Source organism: Arthrobacter sp. SE2 (genome assembly GCF_058244265.1).
In genome coordinates this window covers 445989-467184 of the sequence record NZ_JBZAYA010000001.1, presented here as the reverse complement: position 1 = coordinate 467184, position 21196 = coordinate 445989, and the positions used below count along the sequence as shown (strand labels likewise).

Annotated in this window: 22 protein-coding genes; 13 read left to right on the top strand and 9 right to left on the bottom strand. The window is 63.0% G+C overall.

All coding sequences use genetic code 11. The features are described from left to right. Positions 1–116 precede the first annotated feature (116 nt). The 5 genes from AC4CS3_RS02285 to AC4CS3_RS02265 all read left to right on the top strand — a co-directional run bounded on the left by AC4CS3_RS02285 (position 117) and on the right by AC4CS3_RS02265 (position 6358). Positions 117–1046 carry an ABC transporter permease gene (locus AC4CS3_RS02285; RefSeq protein WP_059387472.1) on the top strand — a complete coding sequence of 310 codons (930 nt, stop codon included), beginning with the start codon at positions 117–119 and terminating at the stop codon, positions 1044–1046. After that, on the top strand, positions 1036–1986 hold the full coding sequence (locus AC4CS3_RS02280) for an ABC transporter permease (protein WP_236812066.1): 951 nt from the start codon (positions 1036–1038) through the stop codon (positions 1984–1986). The genes AC4CS3_RS02285 and AC4CS3_RS02280 overlap by 11 nt, the downstream gene beginning before the upstream one ends. A gap of 11 nt (positions 1987–1997) precedes the next feature. Beyond that, entirely contained in the window at positions 1998–3710 is a 1713-nt protein-coding gene (locus tag AC4CS3_RS02275; protein ID WP_490782022.1) for an ABC transporter ATP-binding protein, read from the top strand. Positions 3711–4006: 296 nt separating this feature from the next. Then, the gene (typA, locus tag AC4CS3_RS02270; protein ID WP_284980702.1) at positions 4007–5935 is read left to right on the top strand and encodes a translational GTPase TypA; all 1929 of its coding nucleotides are present in this window, start codon (positions 4007–4009) and stop codon (positions 5933–5935) included. Positions 5936–5977: 42 nt separating this feature from the next. Next, positions 5978–6358: a hypothetical protein gene (locus tag AC4CS3_RS02265; RefSeq protein WP_490782021.1), complete on the top strand. Its 381-nt coding sequence runs from the start codon at positions 5978–5980 to the stop codon at positions 6356–6358. Here AC4CS3_RS02265 and AC4CS3_RS02260 read toward each other — a convergent pair whose 3' ends face one another. Beyond that, a complete protein-coding gene (locus tag AC4CS3_RS02260; protein ID WP_490782020.1) occupies positions 6359–6865 on the bottom strand; it encodes an ArsR family transcriptional regulator in 507 nt (168 codons plus the stop codon). Between the two features lie 63 nt (positions 6866–6928). Between AC4CS3_RS02260 and AC4CS3_RS02255 the strand changes: the two genes are divergently transcribed. Then, a complete protein-coding gene (locus AC4CS3_RS02255) occupies positions 6929–8227 on the top strand; it encodes an MFS transporter (RefSeq protein ID WP_490782019.1) in 1299 nt (432 codons plus the stop codon). A gap of 201 nt (positions 8228–8428) precedes the next feature. Continuing rightward, on the top strand, positions 8429–8635 hold the full coding sequence (locus AC4CS3_RS02250) for a type IV toxin-antitoxin system AbiEi family antitoxin domain-containing protein (RefSeq protein WP_490782018.1): 207 nt from the start codon (positions 8429–8431) through the stop codon (positions 8633–8635). 90 nt (positions 8636–8725) lie between these two features. Here the strand turns inward: AC4CS3_RS02250 and AC4CS3_RS02245 are convergent, their stop codons facing one another. Continuing rightward, complete coding sequence (locus tag AC4CS3_RS02245; RefSeq protein WP_490782017.1) at positions 8726–8968, bottom strand: putative acetyltransferase; 243 nt, start codon at positions 8966–8968, stop codon at positions 8726–8728. 136 nt (positions 8969–9104) lie between these two features. On the opposite strand from AC4CS3_RS02245, the gene fdxA reads away from it, so the two are divergent. The 3 genes from fdxA to AC4CS3_RS02230 all read left to right on the top strand — a co-directional run bounded on the left by fdxA (position 9105) and on the right by AC4CS3_RS02230 (position 12109). Further along, positions 9105–9431: a ferredoxin gene (gene fdxA / locus AC4CS3_RS02240; RefSeq protein WP_018776555.1), complete on the top strand. Its 327-nt coding sequence runs from the start codon at positions 9105–9107 to the stop codon at positions 9429–9431. Between the two features lie 15 nt (positions 9432–9446). Further along, complete coding sequence (dapC, locus tag AC4CS3_RS02235) at positions 9447–10595, top strand: succinyldiaminopimelate transaminase (protein ID WP_490782016.1); 1149 nt, start codon at positions 9447–9449, stop codon at positions 10593–10595. Between the two features lie 230 nt (positions 10596–10825). Then, positions 10826–12109: a citrate synthase gene (locus AC4CS3_RS02230; RefSeq protein WP_234748347.1), complete on the top strand. Its 1284-nt coding sequence runs from the start codon at positions 10826–10828 to the stop codon at positions 12107–12109. A gap of 68 nt (positions 12110–12177) precedes the next feature. Here the strand turns inward: AC4CS3_RS02230 and galE are convergent, their stop codons facing one another. Further along, positions 12178–13191: a UDP-glucose 4-epimerase GalE gene (gene galE / locus AC4CS3_RS02225; RefSeq protein WP_236812050.1), complete on the bottom strand. Its 1014-nt coding sequence runs from the start codon at positions 13189–13191 to the stop codon at positions 12178–12180. A 115-nt stretch (positions 13192–13306) separates the two neighbouring features. On the opposite strand from galE, the gene AC4CS3_RS02220 reads away from it, so the two are divergent. Together AC4CS3_RS02220 and AC4CS3_RS02215 are read left to right on the top strand one after the other, a co-directional pair. Then, positions 13307–13933: a TetR/AcrR family transcriptional regulator gene (locus AC4CS3_RS02220; RefSeq protein ID WP_490782015.1), complete on the top strand. Its 627-nt coding sequence runs from the start codon at positions 13307–13309 to the stop codon at positions 13931–13933. A gap of 63 nt (positions 13934–13996) precedes the next feature. Continuing rightward, positions 13997–14608 (top strand): hypothetical protein, encoded by a 612-nt coding sequence (locus AC4CS3_RS02215; RefSeq protein WP_490782014.1) that lies wholly within the window; start codon positions 13997–13999, stop codon positions 14606–14608. Positions 14609–14664: 56 nt separating this feature from the next. Here the strand turns inward: AC4CS3_RS02215 and AC4CS3_RS02210 are convergent, their stop codons facing one another. Then, a complete protein-coding gene (locus tag AC4CS3_RS02210) occupies positions 14665–15507 on the bottom strand; it encodes a transglycosylase SLT domain-containing protein (RefSeq protein WP_490782013.1) in 843 nt (280 codons plus the stop codon). A gap of 11 nt (positions 15508–15518) precedes the next feature. Continuing rightward, the gene (dapD, locus tag AC4CS3_RS02205; protein WP_490782012.1) at positions 15519–16544 is read right to left on the bottom strand and encodes a 2,3,4,5-tetrahydropyridine-2,6-dicarboxylate N-succinyltransferase; all 1026 of its coding nucleotides are present in this window, start codon (positions 16542–16544) and stop codon (positions 15519–15521) included. An 85-nt stretch (positions 16545–16629) separates the two neighbouring features. On the opposite strand from dapD, the gene dapE reads away from it, so the two are divergent. After that, positions 16630–17754 (top strand): succinyl-diaminopimelate desuccinylase, encoded by a 1125-nt coding sequence (gene dapE, locus AC4CS3_RS02200; RefSeq protein ID WP_490782011.1) that lies wholly within the window; start codon positions 16630–16632, stop codon positions 17752–17754. 102 nt (positions 17755–17856) lie between these two features. Here dapE and AC4CS3_RS02195 read toward each other — a convergent pair whose 3' ends face one another. The 4 genes from AC4CS3_RS02195 to AC4CS3_RS02180 form a co-directional block, all read right to left on the bottom strand. Next, entirely contained in the window at positions 17857–18711 is an 855-nt protein-coding gene (locus tag AC4CS3_RS02195; RefSeq protein ID WP_437770917.1) for an amino acid ABC transporter permease, read from the bottom strand. Next, positions 18708–19355, bottom strand: coding sequence for an amino acid ABC transporter permease (locus tag AC4CS3_RS02190; protein WP_437770916.1), 648 nt, complete (start codon positions 19353–19355; stop codon positions 18708–18710). Before AC4CS3_RS02190 ends, AC4CS3_RS02195 begins: the two co-directional genes overlap by 4 nt. Before the next feature lie 62 nt (positions 19356–19417). Then, positions 19418–20317, bottom strand: coding sequence for a glutamate ABC transporter substrate-binding protein (locus AC4CS3_RS02185; protein ID WP_437770915.1), 900 nt, complete (start codon positions 20315–20317; stop codon positions 19418–19420). Positions 20318–20367: 50 nt separating this feature from the next. Beyond that, entirely contained in the window at positions 20368–21123 is a 756-nt protein-coding gene (locus AC4CS3_RS02180; protein ID WP_059387486.1) for an amino acid ABC transporter ATP-binding protein, read from the bottom strand. Positions 21124–21196 lie beyond the last annotated feature (73 nt).

Sequence of the window (21196 nt, the reverse complement as noted above, 5' to 3'; positions counted from 1 at the left end):
CAAGCTCGTTAGCGTATGGGGGTCCGGCCAAAAACCGGGCCCCCATGCCTTGATTCGGCACGAAAGCTGTCCCTAATGAATCCCCACATTTTCATGAGCGCTAAGGAACCGTTGCTGTGACCCAGTACATCCTCCGGCGTTTGCTGCAGGTCATTCCCGTGTTCCTGGGAACCACCCTGCTCGTGTACTTCATGGTCTTTGCCCTCCCGGGCGACCCCATCCGCGCCCTGTTCGGCGACCGACCGCCCAGCGAGTCCGTCATTGCCGCGCTGCGCCAGCAATACAACCTCGACCAGCCGTTCTGGGTCCAGTACGGCCTGTTCCTCAAGAACCTCTTCACGTTCAACCTCGGGGTGGACTTCACCGGCCAGCCAATCGCAGCCACCCTTGGCCGCGTTTTCCCGGTCACCGCCATGCTCGCCGTCGAGGCCCTGGCCATCCAGGCTGTCTTCGGTGTGGCCTTCGGCCTGATTGCCGGCCTGCGCAAGGGGAAGATCTTCGACTCCACCGTGCTGGTCGCCTCCCTCGTGGTCATTGCCGTCCCGACGTTCGTCCTGGGCTTCGTCCTTCAGCTCGTCGTTGGCGTACAGCTCGGCTGGGCGAAGCCGACCGTTGGATCCAACGCGGATTGGGGCACCCTGATCCTTCCGGCCACGGTCCTTGGCCTCGTTTCCTTTGCCTACGTGCTGCGCCTGACCCGCGCCTCGGTCATTGAAAACATGAACGCCGACTACGTCCGGACCGCAACCGCGAAAGGCCTCTCGCGCCCCCGCGTGGTCCTGGCCCACATCCTGCGAAACTCCATGATTCCCGTGGTCACCTACCTGGGCGCGAACCTAGGTGGCTTGATGGGCGGCGCGATCGTCACCGAAGGCATTTTCAACGTGCCCGGCGTCGGCCAGAAGCTCTACCAAGCAGTGATCCGCAGCGAAGGCCCCACCGTCGTCGCCATTGTGAGCGTGCTGGTACTGGTCTTCGTTGCCGCCAACCTGTTGGTGGATCTCCTTTACGCCTGGCTTGACCCGAGGATCCGTTATGAAAAGTAACCGTCAGATCGAGCACTTTGTTGCCCCCATCGACGAGACACCGCTGCTGGCGACCGATACCCTCAAGGTGGACGCAGCACCCCTGAGCCTGTGGGCGGATGCTTGGCGGAAGCTCCGCCGTCGGCCGCTCTTCATCATCTCGGCGCTCATGATTCTGCTGCTCCTCGTGGTCGCGTTCTTCCCCGGCCTGTTCACGCAGACAGCACCGAACGACAACTGCCAGCTGGGCGACTCCCTCGCGGGCCCCTCGGCCGGCCACCCCCTGGGATTCACCTTCCAGGGCTGTGACATCTACTCCCGCGTCATCCACGGCACGCAGGCATCTTTGACTGTCGGCGTCGTCTCCGTCATCTTCGTCCTGATCATCGGGGTCACCCTCGGCGCGCTGGCAGGCTTCTTCGGCGGCTGGGTTGACACCATCATTGCCCGCATCGGCGACATCTTCTTCGCGTTGCCTTTGGTCCTCGGTGCGCTGGTTGTTACCCAGCTCCCCTTCTTCCGCGAGAACAAGAGCGTGTTCACGGTGGTCATGGTCATCGTGATGCTCGGCTGGCCGCAAATGGCCCGCATTACCCGCGGTGCCGTGATCGAGGTCCGCAACGCGGATTTCGTCACCGCCGCACGCTCGCTCGGTGTCTCCAAGATCGGCACGCTGGTCCGGCACGTCGTTCCGAACGCGCTCGCGCCGATCATCGTCCTGGCCACCATGGAGCTTGGCGTCTTTATCGTGACGGAAGCAACGCTTTCCTTCCTTGGCATCGGGCTGCCCGGCAGCATCATGTCCTGGGGTAACGACATTTCCGCGGCGAAAGACACGTTGCGCACCAACCCCGAGGTGCTGATGTTCCCCGCAACAGCACTGTCCATCACGGTCCTGAGCTTCATCATGCTTGGCGACGCGCTGCGTGACGCCCTTGATCCCAAGAGCCGCAAGCGATGAAGGAGGCAATCATGACAACGTCCAACATCACCATCGACGAAGCCGGATCCGAAGAGCGTCCGCTCCTGGAAATCCGCGATCTCGCCATCTCCTTCCAGACTGCGAGCGGCGAATTCCAGGCCGTCAAGAACGCCCACCTGACCATCATGCCCGGTGAGACTGTCGCCATTGTGGGCGAGTCCGGTTCGGGCAAGTCGACGACGGCGCTTGCAGCCATTGGTCTCCTCCCGGAGAACGGCAGAGTTTCCGGCGGCCAGATCCTGCTCGACGGCGAGGACATCTCGCATGCTCCGGAACGGCGCATGATCGAGCTGCGCGGCAACACGATCGGCATGGTTCCGCAGGATCCGATGTCCAACCTCAACCCGGTCTGGAAGATCGGCTACCAGGTCCGCGAGACACTGCGCGCCAACGGCAAGCCCAGCGGTCCTGCCGACGTCGCCCGCGTCCTCGGGGAAGCCGGCCTGCCGGACTCCGCACGTCGTGCCAAGCAGTACCCGCACGAATTCTCCGGCGGCATGCGCCAGCGGGCCCTGATCGCCATCGGCCTGTCTTGCCAGCCGCGGCTCCTAATCGCCGACGAGCCGACGTCGGCCCTGGACGTCACGGTGCAGCGGCAGATCCTGGACCACCTCGAAACCATGACGGCGGAGCTCGGCACGGCGGTCTTGCTCATCACCCACGATCTTGGCCTGGCTGCCGAGCGTGCGGACAAAGTGGTGGTCATGTACCGCGGCAACGTGGTGGAGGCGGGCCCTTCGCTCGAATTGCTCCGTAACCCTCAGCACCCGTACACCCAGCGGTTGGTCGCCTCGGCGCCATCCCTCGCTTCCCGGAGGATCCAGGCCGCCAAGGCTGAAGGAATCCAGACGGAAGAACTCCTGGCGCCCACCGAAGCTGTGGTCGAAAAGGCATTGGCAGACGACGTTCTGAAGGTCGAGAGCCTCAGCAAGGTCTTCAAGCTGCGCTCCGGAATCGGCAAGGCAACGGACTTCAAAGCGGTGGACAACGTCTCGTTCAACGTCAAACGCGGGACGACGACGGCGATCGTGGGGGAGTCGGGTTCCGGCAAGTCAACAGTGGCCCAGATGGTCCTCAACCTGCTCGCGCCGACGTCGGGGCGGATCGTGTTCGACGGTGTGGACACCTCGACCCTGAACAGCCGGGAGATCTTCAAGTTCCGGCGCCGCGTCCAGCCGATTTTCCAGGACCCGTACGGTTCACTCGACCCGATGTACAACATCTTCAGGACCATCGAGGAACCACTCCGGACCCACAAGATCGGTGACAAGGCCAGCCGCGAAAAGAAGGTCCGGGAACTACTGGACCAGGTGGCGCTGCCGCAGTCCACGATGCAGCGGTACCCGAACGAGCTCTCCGGCGGGCAGAGGCAGCGCGTCGCGATCGCGCGGGCCCTGGCCCTCGACCCCGAAGTGATCATCTGCGACGAGGCGGTTTCCGCCCTGGACGTTTTGGTGCAGGCCCAGGTACTGAACCTCCTGGCCGACCTCCAGTCCAATCTTGGACTGACGTACTTGTTCATCACGCACGACCTCGCCGTCGTGCGGCAGATCGCCGACCATGTCTGCGTGATGCAGAAGGGCAAGCTCGTGGAAACGGGCAGCACTGATGACGTGTTCGATTCGCCGCAGCAGGACTACACCAAGGCCCTGCTTCAGGCGATCCCGGGTGCCAGCCTGATGCTGCCGCCTGTGGTGGCTTGACGGGCTTGACGCCCGTCCGCTGAGTGCCAGCTTGGCGGGCAGAAGAGCCGGTACCACTTCCGTGGGGGGAAGTGGTCCCGGCTCTTTTGCTGTTCCCGGCTCGTCCCGGAGTTCGCTGCCGATTGTGATGAAGGGCACAATTCGGCGGCCTGGAGGGTGATTTTTAGGCCAATAAATACCACAGCGCTTAGACTCTAGGAAGGTGCCCTGTGTCAAAGGGGCTAATCCGTCGTGCGTTCCGGTTGGAAATGTCGCGATACAACAGCTGACTTCACCACTGAATCGAGCCATTACGCATGTCTGAAACCACCACCAACACCGCCGCGGCCACTGCATCGCGCAGTGATCTGCGCAACGTCGCGATTGTGGCCCACGTTGACCACGGCAAGACCACCCTGGTCGACGCCATGCTCAAGCAGACCAACTCCTTCGCCGAGCACAACCACCTGGAAGACCGCGTCATGGACTCCGGTGACCTGGAGCGCGAAAAGGGCATCACCATCCTCGCCAAGAACACCACGGTTGCCTACAACGGCCCGTCGTCCAACGGCGAAACCATCACCATCAACGTGATCGACACCCCCGGCCACGCCGACTTCGGTGGCGAGGTGGAGCGAGGCCTGTCCATGGTTGACGGCGTGGTCCTCCTCGTCGACGCTTCCGAAGGTCCGCTGCCGCAGACCCGCTTCGTGCTGCGCAAGGCCCTTGCCGCACACCTGCCCGTCATCCTGCTGGTCAACAAGACCGACCGCCCCGACGCCCGCATCGAAGAGGTTGTCCACGAGTCCATGGACCTGCTCCTTGGCCTGGCCTCCGACCTCGCGGACGAAGTTCCGGACCTGGACCTGGACAAGATCCTGGAAGTTCCCGTCGTCTACGCCGCAGCCAAGGTCGGGCGTGCGTCCCTGGACCAGCCGGCTGATGGCTCGGCACCGGACAACGAAGATCTCGAACCTCTCTTCAAGACGATCATCGAGCACATCCCTGCGCCGACCTACAACCCGAACGGTGTCCTGCAGGCGCACGTCACCAACCTGGACGCTTCCCCGTTCCTCGGCCGCCTCGCCCTCCTGCGCATCTACAATGGCACCCTCCGCAAGGGCCAGACCGTCGCTTGGGCGCGCGCCAACGGCGAACTGAAGAACGTGAAGATCACCGAGCTCCTCGCCACCAAGGCCCTCGACCGAGTTCCGACCGACTCGGCCGGCCCGGGCGAGATCGTTGCTGTTGCCGGCATCGAGGAAATCACCATTGGTGAGACCCTGACCGACGCCGAGAACCCGCAGCCGCTGCCCCTCATCACGGTGGATGACCCCGCGATCTCCATGACCATCGGTATCAACACCTCCCCGCTGGCCGGCAAGGTCAAGGGCGCCAAGGTCACGGCCCGCCAGGTGAAGGATCGCCTGGACAAGGAACTGATCGGTAACGTCTCCATCAAGGTTCTGCCCACCGAGCGTCCGGATGCTTGGGAAGTCCAAGGCCGTGGCGAGCTTGCGCTGGCCATCCTCGTGGAGCAGATGCGACGCGAAGGCTTCGAACTGACTGTCGGCAAGCCGCAGGTTGTCACCCGCACCATAGATGGCAAGATCCACGAGCCGATGGAACACATGACCATCGACGTGCCTGAAGAGTACCTCGGTGCGGTCACGCAGCTCATGGCCGCCCGCAAGGGCCGCATGACCAACATGGCCAACCACGGTACGGGCTGGTGCCGCATGGAATTCATCGTTCCGGCACGTGGCCTCATCGGCTTCCGCACCAAGTTCCTCACGGACACCCGTGGCGCGGGCATCGCTTCCTCGATCTCGGAAGGCTACGAGCCGTGGGCCGGCCCCATCGAATACCGCACCAACGGTTCGATGGTTGCCGACCGCGCCGGCGTCGTCACCCCCTTCGCCATGATCAACCTGCAGGAACGCGGCTCCTTCTTCGTGAAGCCCACGTCCGAGGTCTACGAAGGCATGATCGTCGGCGAGAACTCGCGCGCCGACGACATGGACGTCAACATCACGAAGGAAAAGAAGCTCACCAACATGCGTGCCGCTTCCTCCGACACCTTCGAGAACTTGACGCCGCCGCGCGACCTGACCCTCGAAGAGTCCCTCGAATTCGCCCGTGAAGACGAGTGCGTTGAGGTGACCCCGGAGTCCATCCGTATCCGCAAGCTGATCCTGGACGCCAACGAGCGCGCCAAGGCTACCCGCGCACGCGCCAAAGTCTGATCCTGCGCTGATCGCGTACTGACGCGCTGAACGGACAACGCATTGAATAAGGGAGCCACCGGAACAGCACGCGGCATTGCCGTTGCTGTTCCGGTGGCTCTTTTTGCTGCCCTTGCGGGCACCGCACTGCACCGGCAGGCGCTCCTCATTGCCGGCGTCGACGTCTATTGGGGCACCGCAGCGGCATTGCTCCTGCTCGCATCGCTCCAGCTTCTGCTGGGTGCGTGGTCGCGGTCTTTGATCCCGACGGCGGTACTGGGCATTGTTTGTTACGCCACCATAGGCCTGCTCTCGACGGGCGGAACGGGCAAGCAGCTGATCGTCGCGGATGTGCCTGGAAATGTCTGGGTCTACGGGAGTGCGGGCATTACCTTCGTGATGCTCTTGTGGTGCCGGCGCTACGGGCGTCCACCGCGCGGCTAGCTAGTCTGCGCTCGGGTCCCGGTGGTGGGCGATCAAGAGCGAGGTGGCCTCGCCGTCGTCGTCTGCCGGAAGGCGCATGTATTCCTCGACGACCGCCCGCAGCTTGCCCATCATCTCCTGCTGCCGTGCAGCATTGAACTTCACGCCAAGCCGCCAGACGTCGATGTCCTCGGGCGCGAGCCCGCGGGTTTCCTGGACGAATGTTTCGATCAGGACCGGGGAAATATCGTCCACGGGAGTGCTCCACGAGGTGCGGGTGGCGATATATGGCACCTCCTTGGCGCCCCTTTTCCCCTTCCGGCCTTCCTGCGGCACGAGAAAACCGGTGCGCACCAGGGTCCTCACATGGTGCAGGCTCGACGCCGGGTTGATGCCCAACAGCCCGGCAATCTCTTTGTTGGTGCGCGCGTGGTGCAGGCAGAGCCGGAGAATCCTCAGGCGCAGAGGTGAGCTCAAGGCGCGGCCCTTGGCCACCAGGTCACTGTCCTCCCGCTCGTGTGCCGTCATGGTGGCCAGTGTAGCCATCCCCGAGTGATTGACATATACCAATCACTGAAGGAAACTGGGCGGGTGAATGCCGGGACCACAGACAATGCTCAGCAGACTGAGCCAGCCCAGCAATCGGGCTCGCTGTGGCGGGACCGGAACTTCATCACCTTTTGGTCGGGCCAAGCCGTCAGCCAGCTCGGGGCGCAGCTGGGGCAATTGGCGTTTCCCGTCCTCGCGGTAACTTTGCTGGGCGCCAGCGAGTTCGAAGTCGGGGCACTCAATGCCGCAGGCCTTGCTGCCTTCCTGCTGATCGGTCTGCCGGCGGGAGCGTGGGTTGACCGCTGGCTCAAGCGCCGCACCATGATTGTGGCGGACCTGGTCCGGACCGCGGCGATGGCTACCGTACCAATCCTCTGGTGGTCCGGCATCCTGCAGATCTGGCACCTGTACGCCGTGTCCGCCGTCGTCGGGGCCGCAACGGTCTTCTTCGACGTTTCCTATCAGAGCTACGTGCCTGTTCTCGTGGATGCGCCGAAAGTGCCGCAGGCCAACTCCAAGCTGGAAGCCACCTCCCAGATCGCGCGGATCGGGGGTCCTGCCGCGGGCGGTGGGTTGCTCACTGTTGTGTCGGCCCCGGTGCTTTTCGTCGGGGAAGCGATCGGGTATCTGCTGTCGGCCCTTTTCCTGCTCAGGACACGCGATGCGGAACGGCCCGTGCCCGCGAAGGATCGGCAGCCGCTGGCGAGCGAAATCAAGGAAGGCCTGGTCTTCGTGGTCAGGCATCCGTTGATCAGCAGGATTGTGGCGTGCACGGGCGGGGTCAACTTCTTCACCACGCTTGCCTTTACTCTGATGCCGGTGTTGGTGCTTCGTGAATTGCAACTCGGTCCAGAGGGCATGGGCCTCATCATGGCGGTCGGTGCGGTCGGCGGACTGATCGGGGCGATTGCCGCGCCCAGGTTCGCGGCCTGGATCGGCGAGGGGACTGTCATTCCCGTGGCGTCGATCATCAGCTCGCTTTTCCTCCTCCTGGTTCCGCTGTGCGTGCTCGCCCCGGAACGATGGATGTCCCTCGTGATGCTCATCGTCTCCGAGTTCGGGTTCGCTTTCGGAGTACTGGTGTACAACATCATGCAGTTGAGCATGAGGCAGCGCGTGTGTCCGCCCCGGCTCCTGGGGCGCATGAATGCGTCCATTCGCTTCGTGGTGTGGGGAGTCATGCCGATCGCAGCCCTTGCCTCGGGTCTCCTAGCCGAGAACTTTGGCCTCGTCCCGACACTCTGGATCGGCTTGGGTGGAAGCATTGTTTTTGTTGCGCCTGTGCTCTTCTCCCCGCTGTGGGGAATGCGCAGGCTACCGGACGAGGTGCACGGCTCCTGACCCTCCCTGGACATGCCCCGCCTTGGCCCGAAGCACTGGACATAATGGCAACATGCTCATTCCTTGGTCCCAACGTGGCGCATGCTCTGCGGTGCTGGGGGCGCATGTCCAATGTTCGACCGCAAGGGTGGACCGGATGTTTTCCACATAGCGAATGTTTGCCCTTCCGCACCTCCCGCTTTCGCCGGAACGATGGGGCGCATGGTGAACATCAGTGACGTCATTTCAGCGTACGACGGCGTGGCGCGGGCCAAGCATCTCGCTGCGGCTGGGGTGTCGCATTTCCAGTTGAAGTCGGCGTTGGCGAGCGGGCGGATTCTCCGCGTGGCCCGAGGGGTCTATGCGGTGCCGGGTGCCGATCCCGGCTTCTCACGGGCCTGCGCCGCCGAGGGACATGCTCTGCCCTGAGAACCAGAAATGGGCATATTGGCATTATGTCCAGTGGTTCGAGTGGGCAGGGGGCATGTCCAGTGGGGGCGCAGGCAGGGGAGCGCGGGGTTACTCGCGGGATGCGCGAGTACCCCGGCGTGGGGGCGGAGGGGGGACCTCCTTTGCCGCCACTACAAGGGCCAGCGGGATCTCGACGTCGGACTGTCGGGTGCGGATGGTGCACGCACCGTTGCTGACGGAGAGCAGGTAGCCGAGGGCATCGGTGAAGCCGTCGTCCAGGCGGTATCGGACAACTACCCGTGTTCCGGGTACGGTATTGAGCAGGAAATCCTGGGGCCGGGGCAGATTCACCAGTTCATAGTAAGACGCCCGGCTAGGTTGCTGAGTTCCGGCTGGTGGATAATAGGCTCAGAATTCGATGTACCGGCCACAGGGCCGGTGGTACTACCCGGAAATTGTCCGGGACAACTGTGGAGAGGCAAGGGACGTGACCTACGTAATCGCGCAGCCGTGTGTGGACGTCAAGGACAAGGCATGTATTGAAGAATGCCCTGTTGACTGCATCTACGAAGGCGAACGTTCCCTTTATATCCACCCGGATGAGTGCGTGGACTGCGGAGCTTGCGAACCCGTGTGCCCGGTGGAAGCGATCTACTACGAGGACGACACCCCGGAGGAATGGGCCGACTACTACAAGGCCAACGTCGAGTTCTTCGATGACCTTGGTTCCCCGGGCGGAGCTGCCAAGATCGGCAACACCGGCAAGGACCACCCGTTCATCGCCGCGCTGCCTCCACAGAACCAAGACCACTAAGAACGGTTGCTTCCTTTGATTTCTGCGGCCCCCGCTTTCGGCCTCAACCTGCCCGACTACCCGTGGGAAGCTATGGCGCCGTACGTGGCCAAGGCTTCGGAACACCCGGGCGGGGCAGTCAACCTCTCCATCGGAACCCCTGTGGATCCTACGCCGCAGCTGATCCGTGAGGCGCTCGCCGGGGCAGCGGACGCCCACGGTTACCCAACGGTCCACGGCACGGAAGCTCTTCGCGAGGCCGTATCCAACTGGTTCGCCAGCCGCCGCGGGGTCCTGGGGATCGATCCGAGGGATGTCATGCCGACGGTCGGCTCGAAGGAACTAGTGGCCTGGTTGCCGTTCCTGCTGGGACTGGGCGCAGGGGACGTCGTGGTTCGCCCCACCGTGGCCTATCCGACCTACGACATCGGCGCCATGCTTTCCGGGGCAACTGCTATCGCCGCGGACAGCCTGGACGAACTGGATTCCGCAACCCGCTCCAGGGTCCGGCTCATCTGGATCAATTCGCCGGGCAACCCCACGGGCAGCGTCCGTGACGTCGAGTCCCTCAGGCAGATAGTGGCCCAGGCGCGCGAGATCGGCGCAGTCGTGGCGTCGGACGAATGCTACGCCGAACTCGGCTGGGGTGAATGGGATGCCCAGGATGGCGGCGAGCCAGTGCCGAGCGTCCTTGACCCGCGTGTCACGGGAGGGTCCACGGATGGCCTGTTGTGCGTCTACTCCCTCAGCAAGCAGTCGAACCTCGCCGGCTACCGTGCTGCTTTCGTGGCGGGCGACTCGTCGATCGTTGCGAATCTGGTCAACAGCCGCAAGCACGCCGGCATGATCGTGCCCTACCCGGTCCAGGAGGCCATGCGGGTCGCGCTGGGCGATGCCGGCCATGTGCTCGCCCAGAAGGATCTCTACCGCGGCCGCCGTGAGCGACTCCTGCCGGCACTGCAAAACTTCGGCCTGGAGATCCAGGAGTCCAAAGCAGGCCTGTACTTATGGTCCACCGCAGGGGAGGCGACGTGGGACACGGTCCAGCGTTTCGCTGACCTGGGGATCGTCGTCGGGCCCGGAGTGTTCTATGGAGACGCCGGCAATGGTTTTATCCGGGTGGCGCTCACGGGCACGGACGAACGCATCGATGCGGCCGTGGAACGCTTGAACACCGCTCGGTAACAATCCTGTGACTTGCCGCACAGGGTGCGTCATTCCGCCAGTAATCGTAGCTTGTGGATTAGTTTGTCCCGCTTACTGGCGGTAGCTTTTAACTGACTATCAATGGTGGCTTTCTCCACGAAGGCAGTTCGGCCGATGGTGTCTGCACCTGCAGACTCCTGGCTGGAGTCACCAGATGTTGGTTGGATCAAGCTTTCGACCGAGGCCAAGAGCCTCATGAAGGGGACTCCATGACTGAGACCACCAGTGCTACCCTGCGCCATGCCGGCGGAGAGCTCGAGCTCCCGCGGATAAAGGTTGTAGAAGGGAACGAAGGATACGACGTTTCGAAGCTGCTGAAGCAGACGGGCGCCGTCGCCTATGACCCCGGCTTCATGAACACCGCCGCCACTACATCGGCGATCACTTACATCGATGGCGACGCCGGTATCCTGCGGTACCGCGGCTACCCGATCGAGCAGCTTGCCCAGCACTCAAGCTTCCTGGAAGTTTCCTACCTGCTGATCTACGGCAACCTTCCCACGCCCACCGAGCTGGACGCGTTTGACCAGCGGATCCGCCACCACACGTTGCTCCACGAAGAGCTCAAGGGCTTCTTCGGCGGTTTCCCGCGCGACGCGCACCCCATGCCGGTGCTTTCCTCGGCTGTCTCCGCGCTGTCCACGTTCTATCAGGACTCCTTGGACCCCTTCAACCCGGAGCACGTGGAAGTTTCCACTATCCGCCTCATGGCGAAGCTCCCGGTCATCGCGGCCTACGCCCACAAGAAGTCCATCGGTCAGCCCATGCTGTACCCGGACAACTCAATGAACCTCGTGGAGAATTTCCTGCGCCTGAGCTTCGGTCTGCCGGCAGAGCAGTACGAGCTGGACCCCGTCGTCGTCAAGGCGTTGGACCTCCTGCTCATCCTGCACGCCGACCACGAGCAGAACTGCTCGACGTCGACCGTCCGCCTTGTGGGCTCCTCGAACGCGAACCTGTTCGCTTCCGTTTCCGCAGGCATCAACGCCCTCTTCGGTCCTGCCCACGGTGGCGCCAACGAGGCCGTGCTGAAGATGCTGCGCCAGATCCAGGCCGACGGCATCAAGCCCGAGGAATACATGGAGAAGGTCAAGAACAAGGAGGACGGCGTCCGCCTCATGGGCTTCGGACACCGGGTCTACAAGAACTACGACCCCCGCGCGAAGATCATCAAGGCGACGGCACACGAGATCCTCGGCAAGCTCGGCGGCAACGACGAGCTCCTGGACATCGCGATGCGCCTCGAAGAGAAGGCCCTCGCTGACGACTACTTCATCCAGCGCAAGCTCTACCCGAACGTCGACTTCTACACCGGCCTGATCTACAAGGCCATGGGCTTCCCGGAGAAGATGTTCACCGTGCTGTTCGCGATCGGCCGACTCCCCGGCTGGATCGCCCAATGGCGCGAAATGATCAACGATCCCCAGACGAAGATCGGCCGTCCGCGGCAGCTTTACACAGGAGAGCCGGAGCGCGACTACCCGGCGATCTAAGCCAACGCGGGGTCACTTACGGTCCGTCCCAAGGGACATCATGGGCCGTAAGTGACCCCGCGTTGCTTTTAAGAGCTGTAGCCGAGCGGGTTGTTTTTCTGCCAGCGCCAGTGGTCTTCACACATCTGGTCCACGGTCTTCGTGGTGGACCAGCTCAGGTCAGCGAGGGCGGAGGAGGCATCGGCCCAGAACGCGGGCAGGTCTCCGGCGCGGCGTCCCGTGATCTCGTACGGCAGCGGGTGGCCCACGGCTTGTTCGAAGGCGTGGAGCATCTCCAGCACGGACGTGCCCTTTCCGGAGCCAAGGTTCCAGCGGTGCACGCCGGGGCGTTCGGCAACGTAGTCCAGGGCGGCGACGTGGCCATCGGCGAGGTCGACGACGTGGATGTAGTCCCGCAGGCAGGTGCCGTCCGGGGTGTCGTAGTCTCCACCGAAGACCATGAGCTTTTCGCGGCGGCCGACGGCAACCTGGGCGATGTACGGAACCAGGTTGTTGGGGATGCCCTGCGGGTCCTCGCCGATCCTGCCGGAGGGGTGTGCGCCCACCGGGTTGAAGTAGCGCAACAAGGCGATGTGCCAGCGCTCGTCGGCGGCTCCCAGGTCCGTGAGGATGTCCTCGATCTGCTCCTTGGTGCGGCCGTAGGGGTTGTTCGCCCCGATCTCCATCTTCTCGATGTACGGGATGGGATTGTGCTCGCCGTATACCGTTGCGGAGGAACTGAAAACGATCGAGCGGACTCCGTGCTTGTCCATGGCCCGCAGCAGGTTCAACGTGCCCACGATGTTGTTGTAGTAGTAGTTCAGGGGTTCCTGGACGGATTCCCCAACCGCCTTGAGCCCGGCGAAATGGATGACGGCGTCGATGCTGTGCTGGTCGAACACGGCCTCAAGCGCGGCCTCGTCCACCAGGTCCACCTGATGGAACGCTGCGGTCTTTCCCGCCAATTCACCAACGCGGCGCAGGGATTCTTCGCTTGAATTCACGAGGTTGTCCACCACGACCACTTCGTGTCCGGTTTCCAACAGGGACAGGACGGTGTGCGATCCGATGTAGCCGGTGCCACCCGTGACAAGAATTCTCATGCAAGCAACGCTATCCGAACTTGGTCCCTGCCCGCTCAGTGTTGCGTACGCCACAGTCACGTGGTTCCCGTGCGCCGGACGGAACGGTTCAAGCACGTTTGTGCTAAAAAGACTTGTGCCCAAGATTGTTGATGCCGAAGCCCGGCGCCAGGAAGTAGTCGAAGCCGTCTTCAGGATCATCGCCTCGGATGGCCTGGAACGCGCCTCCTTGCGGGAGGTGGCCGACGAAGCCGCTCTCGCCGTTGGCTCGGTCCGCCACTACTTTGCCAGCAGCGACGAACTGCTGGTCCATTCCTTTGCGGTGGTCATCGACAGGATCGCCGGGCGGCTTGAGGAAGCGTTCGCCGTCGTCGAATGCTTGGATCCGGGCTCCGCGGAACACGATGCCGCCGTGTTAACCCTGCTGGGCCAATTCCTGCCGCTCGACGAGGAACTGGCCGTCGACGCCTGCGTGTGGATGGCATTCCGGCACGCGGCCCGGATCCGGCCGGTACTCGAACACGAGGCCGCGCGCAGCCACCGAGCCGTGGCCGCCGTCGTCGGCCGCCTGGTGATGCGGCTGATCCCCGACGGCGGATCCGGCCAGGAGCGTCTGGTGACCGAAGCCGAGCGCCTCCTGGCGACCCTCGACGGGCTGTGCATGCATGCCCTCCTGCAGCCCGAGTGGATGACGGTGGAGGTCTGCCGCGACGTACTGACGGCGCATCTGAATACTCTTGTTGCGCTCCCGTCCAACCGTTAACGTCAAGGCTCATCGGGAATAGACTGGAACTCTGAGTGGGCACCTGCCAAGGGAGGCAATCGGATGCATGACACAGGCGGTCAGGGGTGGCGGATCACAATGGACACCTCCGGACCGATGCTCATTGCCTTGTATCTGAGAGACGTTGCTGGATTGGACGGAGCCGGTACGCCGACGTTGTCCCACGCCACACCCAAAGTCAGACAGGCGGACCACACGCATCTCACCGCCGAGGTAGGCGGGGTGCCGGCACTCAAGACAGAGTGGGAGGCATGGTGGGAGCAGCTGTTGAGGGCATATCCGGATTCCGCTCCGGAGCTTTCACCCCCGGGATTCAATGCCTTCGGCAACTCGCCTGCCCTCCGGCGGGTACTCCAGGCCCACTTCGGGTCCGCCCTCACGTGGGCCCGTGAACGCCTCGAAGAGTACGAAAAACTGGAGGCTGAACGCGAAGCGAGCGGCGCCACATTGCTTCTGGGGGACATGGTGGAGGACCGGCTGCTGGAAGTCGGACGGAGCTCCCGGGACTTCCAGCTGAGCATCATAGAACTGCCGCTCAACGAGCCACGAGCCTGGTACCTCGAGCCGGACAAGATGATCATGAGCCACAGGCTCTTGTCCGAGCCGGAGATATTCCGCAGCTACGTCCAGCCGGTGGTTGAACTACTGGTCTGACGCACGCGGTATGCGGCCCGCAGGCTGACGCCGCAGGTCCGAACCCCAGCCAGGGACTACGTCTTCGGAGCCGAAACAGTAATGGTCACGGTTCCCGATGCCGCCGCTGAATCCTGCCAGCCCTTGTGGTCCTGCCGGTTCCAGGTGGCGCCGGCCGCGTCGACCTGCGTCACGGAGAGGTCCTTGGCATTCGCCACGGCCCACTGGGCTACAGCCCACGCCTGCGCACCCGTCGCGTTCAACTGGACCGCGCGTCCCTGCGCCGCGGCCGGCAGGGACCCGAACGTCGTCGTCATGGCCGCTACAACGGCGTTCGGGTCACCGGCAGTGTCCGCGGCCCGGAGCGTGCAGTCGAGTGCCCGTTCGGAATGTCCAGTCAGCGCCGAGGCATACGCCCGGCCCATGGGTTCCTGCTGCGCGTATGCCTGCGGGTATGCGGAATGCTGGACCGCTTGCGCGGCATCAGTGATCGCCATGGTTTCGTAGCCGGGTATTTTCACAAGGTGGTCATAGAAAGCGTTTGTCGCGTAGACGGGATCCATGACCTCGGCTTCGGTGCCCCAGCCCTGGGAGGGGCGCTGCTGGAACAGTCCCCTCGAATCGGGGCCGACTTCGTCACCGTGGCCGATATTGCGAAGCTTGGATTCCTGCATGGCGGTGGCCACAGCGATCGTGGCTGCGCGCGGAGGCAGCCCCCGCTGTACCGCAATGGCGGTGATGAGGGCGGCGTTCGTGGCCTGGTCCGTCGCCAGCTCGTAGGAGTCGGAGCCGACGACGGCGACGCAGCGCTCCGTAACCAAGGTTTCGGAGCGCTGCAGTACGGTCACCACGGCGTAGATTGCGCCGGCCACCAAGGCAAGCGCCAGCAACAAGATGATGGTGCGTCGGAGACGGCGCATCCAGGTATCAGCTAGTTGGCGTGGAGGGCTTCGTTGAGTTCCACCGTCTGGCCCTTGCGGGGGAGGACCTCGACTTCACCAGTGGTGGAGTTGCGGCGGAACAGCAGGTTCGGCACGCCGGAGAGTTCAACAGCCTTGATGATGCTGCTGGTGTCCTCACCGTTGTCGTCCTTCGGGCCCGGGATGCGCACGCGGGTTCCAGCCGTGACATAGAGGCCTGCTTCAACCACGGAGTCGTCGCCGATGCTAATGCCGACGCCGGAGTTGGCGCCCAGGAGCACGCGCTCACCCAGGGCGATCTTTTCCTTGCCGCCGCCGGAGAGGGTGCCCATGATGGACGCGCCGCCACCGACGTCGGTGCCGTCACCGGCAACGACGCCCGCCGAGATGCGGCCTTCCACCATGGACGTGCCGAGCGTGCCGGCGTTGAAGTTCACGAAGCCCTCGTGCATGACCGTGGTGCCTTCGGAGAGGTAGGCGCCCAAGCGGACCCGGTCGGCGTCGGCGATCCTGACGCCGGTGGGGACGACGTAGTCCACCATGCGCGGGAACTTGTCTACTCCGTAGACCGTGACGGCGCCGCGCTTGCGCAGACGTGCACGGGTCAGTTCGAAGCCGTCCACTGCGGCGGGGCCGAAGTTCGTCCACACAACGTTGGGGAGCTTGCCGAAGATGCCGTCAAGGTTGATGCTGTTGGGCTTGACCAGCCGGTGCGAAAGCAAATGCAGGCGCAGGTAGGCGTCAACCGTGTCCGCGGGGGCCTCGTCCAGGTTGATCTGGGCAAAGACCACCTTCTGTTCGGTCCGGCGGTCGGGGTCGTGGCTTTCAGCCGCGAGAGCGGTCAGCGACTCGTCGGCGTGCTCCACCGTCCGCACGGATGCGGCAGCTTCGCCCAGCGCCGGTGCCGGAAACCATACGTCCAGCACTGTCGCTTCGCCGGCGTCGGAGGTGGCGATGGTGGCCAGGCCAAAGCCATGGGCGGAGCGATCGTTGTCAGAAGCGCTATCGAGAGCGGCAGAGGCAGCGGTTTCAGTCATGGCGCAAGTCTATCGAGAGCCACTGCTTCCCTTGAAACCGTGCGTGGACCGAGGAGTCGCAATTCGCTCGGGATACAGTGGAGAGGTGACCGTTGAAACTACTCCAATCCTTCTTGACATCAGGCAAGACGTTGCGCTGCTGACCGCCGCGCTGATGGACATCAACAGCGTGTCCGGCAACGAAGCCGCGCTTGCAGACGCCGTTGAATCCGCCCTTCGCACCATCCCGGGCCTGCAGCTTGTGCGGGACGGCGACGCCATCATTGCCCGGACCGAGCTCGGACGCCCTGAGCGGGTGATCCTGGCCGGCCACCTCGACACCGTGCCGTTGCCCACTGTGGAAGGTTCACTCGGCACCGTGCCGTCCACATGGGAGTCCGGCGTCCCCGGGACGGGAAACCTCTATGGCCGCGGAGCCACGGACATGAAGGGTGGGGTCGCGGTTCAGCTTGCGCTCGCCGCGACAATGTTCGACGGCGGCGCCGAGCCGGGCAAAGACGTCACCTTCGTCTTCTACGACCATGAGGAAGTTGAAGCGGTCAAGAGCGGCCTCGGCCGATTGGTCCGGAACCATGGCCATCTCCTGGAGGGGGACTTCGCGATCCTGCTCGAACCCACCGACGGTACGGTGGAAGGCGGGTGCAACGGCACCAGCCGCTTCGAGGCCACAACCACCGGTGAAGCTGCGCACTCCGCCCGGGCATGGATGGGCAGCAACGCCATTCACGCAGCCGCACCCATCCTGGGTCGCTTGGCAGCCTACGAACCGCGCACAGTCAACGTGGACGGGCTGGACTACAGGGAAAGCCTCAATGCCGTGAAGATCAACGGCGGCACCGCGGGCAACGTGATCCCGGACCGCTGCGTCGTGGAGATCAACTACCGCTTCGCGCCGGACAAGACCCCGGACCAGGCCGAAGCCCATGTCCGCGAACTGTTGGACGGCTTCGACGTCGTCCGCACCGATGCTGCCGCTGGAGCGCGGCCAGGCCTCAATCACCCGGCTGCGGCGTCGTTCGTTGCCGCCGTCGGTGCTGAGCCCAAACCCAAATACGGTTGGACCGACGTCGCGCGCTTCAGCGAGCTGGGCGTTCCCGCGGTCAACTTCGGGCCGGGCGATCCGCTTCTGGCGCACAAAGACAACGAACACGTCGACGCCGACGCCATCCGTGAATGCCTCCGCGCGCTGCGGTCGTGGCTGGCTGACTAGGTGGAGTGACCTTATTTTTGCTTGAGAACGTGGGTGTGGCCCGTGGGCTTGGTTCCAGAACCAAGCCCACGGGCCACACCCATGTTTCCGGCGTTCTTGCGACTAGCCCTCGATTGCCACAATTTCCGACTTGACCACCTTTGCCACTTTGACGCTGCGGCGCATCCGGCTTTCAAGCCATTTGGCGATTCCAGCCAGGATCAGGCACATTCCGACGTACAGGACACCGGCGATGATCGCGGAAGGAATGATGGGCGAACCGTACTGGGCCTGGCTTCCGAAGTACTTCGCCTGGAAGAGGATCTCGTTGTAGGTCACGATGAAGCCCAACGCCGTGTCCTTGAGGATGACCACGAGCTGGGAGATGATCACCGGGAGCATCGAGCGGACCGCCTGCGGAAGCAGGATGTTCGTCATGACCGCACTCTTCGGCAAACCGATGGCATAACCGGCCTCGCTCTGGCCACGGGGAAGCGATTCGATGCCGGCACGGAAGACTTCCGCGAGCACGGATCCGTTGTAGAGCACCAGGCCCGCAACGACTGCCGTGAAGGGCGTGATCCCCTGGACGCCGAGCGGAGGAAGCCCGTAGTAGAAGATCATCATGAGGATCAGCAAAGGAATGGCACGGAAGAGTTCCGTGAATCCATAGCAGGGCAAGCTGATCCACTTACGGTCGGAGAGCCTGCCGAAGGCCAGGAAGACACCCAGCACGAGGCTGAACACGGCTGCCGTCGCAAAAGCTGAAAGCGTGGCACCCACCGATTGGACGATGGTCTGCTGGACCAGCGGGAACGTGAACAAGTGCCACTTCTTCTCATCGAACTGCCCGCTTTGGGCGAAGCGAAGGACGATGAATCCGACGATGGCGATAATGACCAGGGCGGTCACGACGCCGAGAATCCGGTAGCGCGCGCGGGCCTTCGGGCCCGCAGCGTCAAAAAGGACCGAGCTCATCGGGCCACCTTCCATTTCTTTTCAAGCTTCCGCTGGACAAAGGAAAGAATGAAAACGAGCAGAACGAAGATCAGTGCGATCCAGAGCAGCCCGGCCATGGCCGGCTCGCCGCGCTCGGAAAGATTCGATCTGATCGCTCCCGCTTCGGCGACCGAGAAGCCTGCAGCCACTGTGGTGTTCTTGAGCAATGCAATGAACACGCTGAACATGGGCGGGATGACGGCGCGGAATGCCTGGGGGAGGATCACCAGCGTCAGGGTTTGCGTGAACGGCAGCCCGATGGCCCGCGCGGCCTCGGCCTGACCGACAGGCACCGTGTTGATGCCGGAGCGCACGGCTTCCGCCACGTAAGTAGCGGTGTACAGGCTGAGGCCGACGGTTGCGGCGGTCATGAAATCAATTTCCACGAGGCCGAGCTTCGGGTAGCCCAAAGCAAAAAAGAACAGGACCAACGTCAACGGGGTGTTGCGGACAACGTTGATATACAACGTCGCGGCGGCGCGCATCGCAGGGATCGGGGAGACACGCAGTGTCGCCACGATGGTGCCCAGGATCAGCGCAAAGATGCCGGCAACAACGAAAAGTATGAGGGTGTTCCGGAACCCTGTGATGAACAGGTCCGAATTATTCAGCAGCGTATTCACAGAATGGTCGCTTTCAGCCGATATCCGAGGGGGCGGCCAATGGCCGCCCCCTCAACATGGGTTTAGTAGTTGTCCACTGCGGGCTGGGTGACCTTGGTGCCGGACTGTCCCAGCGTGGAGTCGTAGATCTTCTGCCACACGGAGCCGCCGTCGGTGAACATCTTGTTCACGAACTTGCGGAAGGCGGTGTCGCCCTTCTTCAAGCCCACACCGTACTTCTCAGTGGTAAACGGCTGGCCGACCACCTTGAGGTTGTCGGTGTCCTGGGACGCGTAGCCGATCAGGATTGCCTGGTCGGTAGTCACTGCATCGACCTGGCCGCTCTTGAGGGCCTCGACACACTGTGAGTACGTGTCGAACTCAGTGGTCTTGGTGCCGGGGAAGTTTGCCTTGATGTTCTGGATGGGGGTTGAACCCGTGGCTGAACAGACGTTCTTCCCGCTCAGGTCCTTCTCGCTGTTGATGGTCTTGTTGTCCTTCTTGACCAGCAGGCCTTGACCCGTCACGAAGTAGGGGCCGGCGAAATCAATCAGCTGCTTGCGCTTGTCGGTAATGGAGTAGGTCCCGACGTAATAGTCGATGTCGCCGTTGGTAATGGCAGACTCGCGGTTGGCCGAAGGAATGGGCTTGTACTCGATCTTGTCCTTGGAGTAACCGAGGGAAGCCGCAATCCACTGGGCAACCTGGATGTCGAAACCGCTGTACTCGCCGGTCGCGGCGTCCTTGAAGCCCAGGCCAGGCTGGTCCTGCTTGACGCCGATCCTGATCTTTCCATTCGATTTGATCGTGTCGAACGTGGGGCTGCCCGTAATGGACACGTTCTGGGCCACCGTGAACGGCGCCGACTCGGTGCTTGGCGCGGTGGTGGAACCCCCGCCGCCACCGCATGCGCTCAGCGAAAGGGCGAGCGCCGCGCTTGCAGCGACCAGGAGTGATTTCCTCCGGGTGATAAAAGTCTTCATGATATTCCTTTCATTGTGCGGCCACCCCCGCGGCCTGGGTGCGGTCAGTGTCAGTGAGTCAGGAGTTTGGAGAGGAAATCCTTGGCGCGGTTGCTCTGGGGGTTGGTGAAGAATTCCTCCGGCTTGGCGTCTTCCACGATCTGGCCGTCGGCCATGAAGACAACGCGGTCGGCAGCTTTGCGCGCAAAGCCCATCTCGTGGGTGACCACGATCATGGTCATGCCTTCCTTGGCCAGCTGAACCATGACATCCAGGACCTCGTTGATCATTTCCGGATCAAGTGCCGAGGTCGGCTCATCGAACAGCATGACCTTCGGCTTCATCGCGAGCGCCCGGGCAATTGCCACACGCTGTTGTTGGCCACCGGACAGCTGTGCAGGCATCTTGGGTGCCTGTTGCCCGACGCCGACCCGCTCCAACAACGCCATGGCGTCCTTGTCCGCGGTTGCTTTGTCCTGTTTCTTCACCTTGATCGGTCCCAGCGTGACGTTTTCGAGGATCGTCTTGTGGGCGAACAGGTTGAAGGATTGGAAGACCATACCGACGTCGGCCCGGAGGAGTGCAAGTTCCTTGCCTTCCTCGGGCAGTTTCTTGCCATCGATCGAAATCTCGCCCGTGTCGATGGTTTCCAAGCGGTTGATGGCCCGGCACAGCGTGGACTTGCCCGAGCCCGAGGGCCCGATGACAACCACAACCTCACCTTTTTTCACCTGGAGGTTGATGTCCTTCAGGACATGCAGTTGACCAAAGTGCTTATTGACGCCATTCAGGGAGACGAGTGCATCGCTGGCGGCTTGAATAGTCATGAGACGAATCTAGCGAACAAATGATTCAAGTTGAGCCAGGTCACAGTTACTTCCGCGGATCGTGATTCAACAG

Bases quoted from the DNA above. Each gene is read 5' to 3' on its own strand.
- typA (WP_284980702.1), top strand. From the start codon at position 4,007: ATGTCTGAAACCACCACCAACACCGCCGCGGCCACTGCATCGCGCAGT.
- AC4CS3_RS02280 (WP_236812066.1), top strand. From the start codon at position 1,036: ATGAAAAGTAACCGTCAGATCGAGCACTTTGTTGCCCCCATCGACGAG.
- dapD (WP_490782012.1), bottom strand. From the start codon at position 16,544: ATGACTGAAACCGCTGCCTCTGCCGCTCTCGATAGCGCTTCTGACAAC.
- AC4CS3_RS02260 (WP_490782020.1), bottom strand. From the start codon at position 6,865: ATGACGGCACACGAGCGGGAGGACAGTGACCTGGTGGCCAAGGGCCGC.
- AC4CS3_RS02185 (WP_437770915.1), bottom strand. From the start codon at position 20,317: ATGAAGACTTTTATCACCCGGAGGAAATCACTCCTGGTCGCTGCAAGC.
- AC4CS3_RS02180 (WP_059387486.1), bottom strand. From the start codon at position 21,123: ATGACTATTCAAGCCGCCAGCGATGCACTCGTCTCCCTGAATGGCGTC.
- AC4CS3_RS02250 (WP_490782018.1), top strand. From the start codon at position 8,429: ATGGTGAACATCAGTGACGTCATTTCAGCGTACGACGGCGTGGCGCGG.
- AC4CS3_RS02275 (WP_490782022.1), top strand. From the start codon at position 1,998: ATGACAACGTCCAACATCACCATCGACGAAGCCGGATCCGAAGAGCGT.
- AC4CS3_RS02210 (WP_490782013.1), bottom strand. From the start codon at position 15,507: ATGCGCCGTCTCCGACGCACCATCATCTTGTTGCTGGCGCTTGCCTTG.
- galE (WP_236812050.1), bottom strand. From the start codon at position 13,191: ATGAGAATTCTTGTCACGGGTGGCACCGGCTACATCGGATCGCACACC.
- AC4CS3_RS02230 (WP_234748347.1), top strand. From the start codon at position 10,826: ATGACTGAGACCACCAGTGCTACCCTGCGCCATGCCGGCGGAGAGCTC.
- AC4CS3_RS02215 (WP_490782014.1), top strand. From the start codon at position 13,997: ATGCATGACACAGGCGGTCAGGGGTGGCGGATCACAATGGACACCTCC.
- AC4CS3_RS02195 (WP_437770917.1), bottom strand. From the start codon at position 18,711: ATGAGCTCGGTCCTTTTTGACGCTGCGGGCCCGAAGGCCCGCGCGCGC.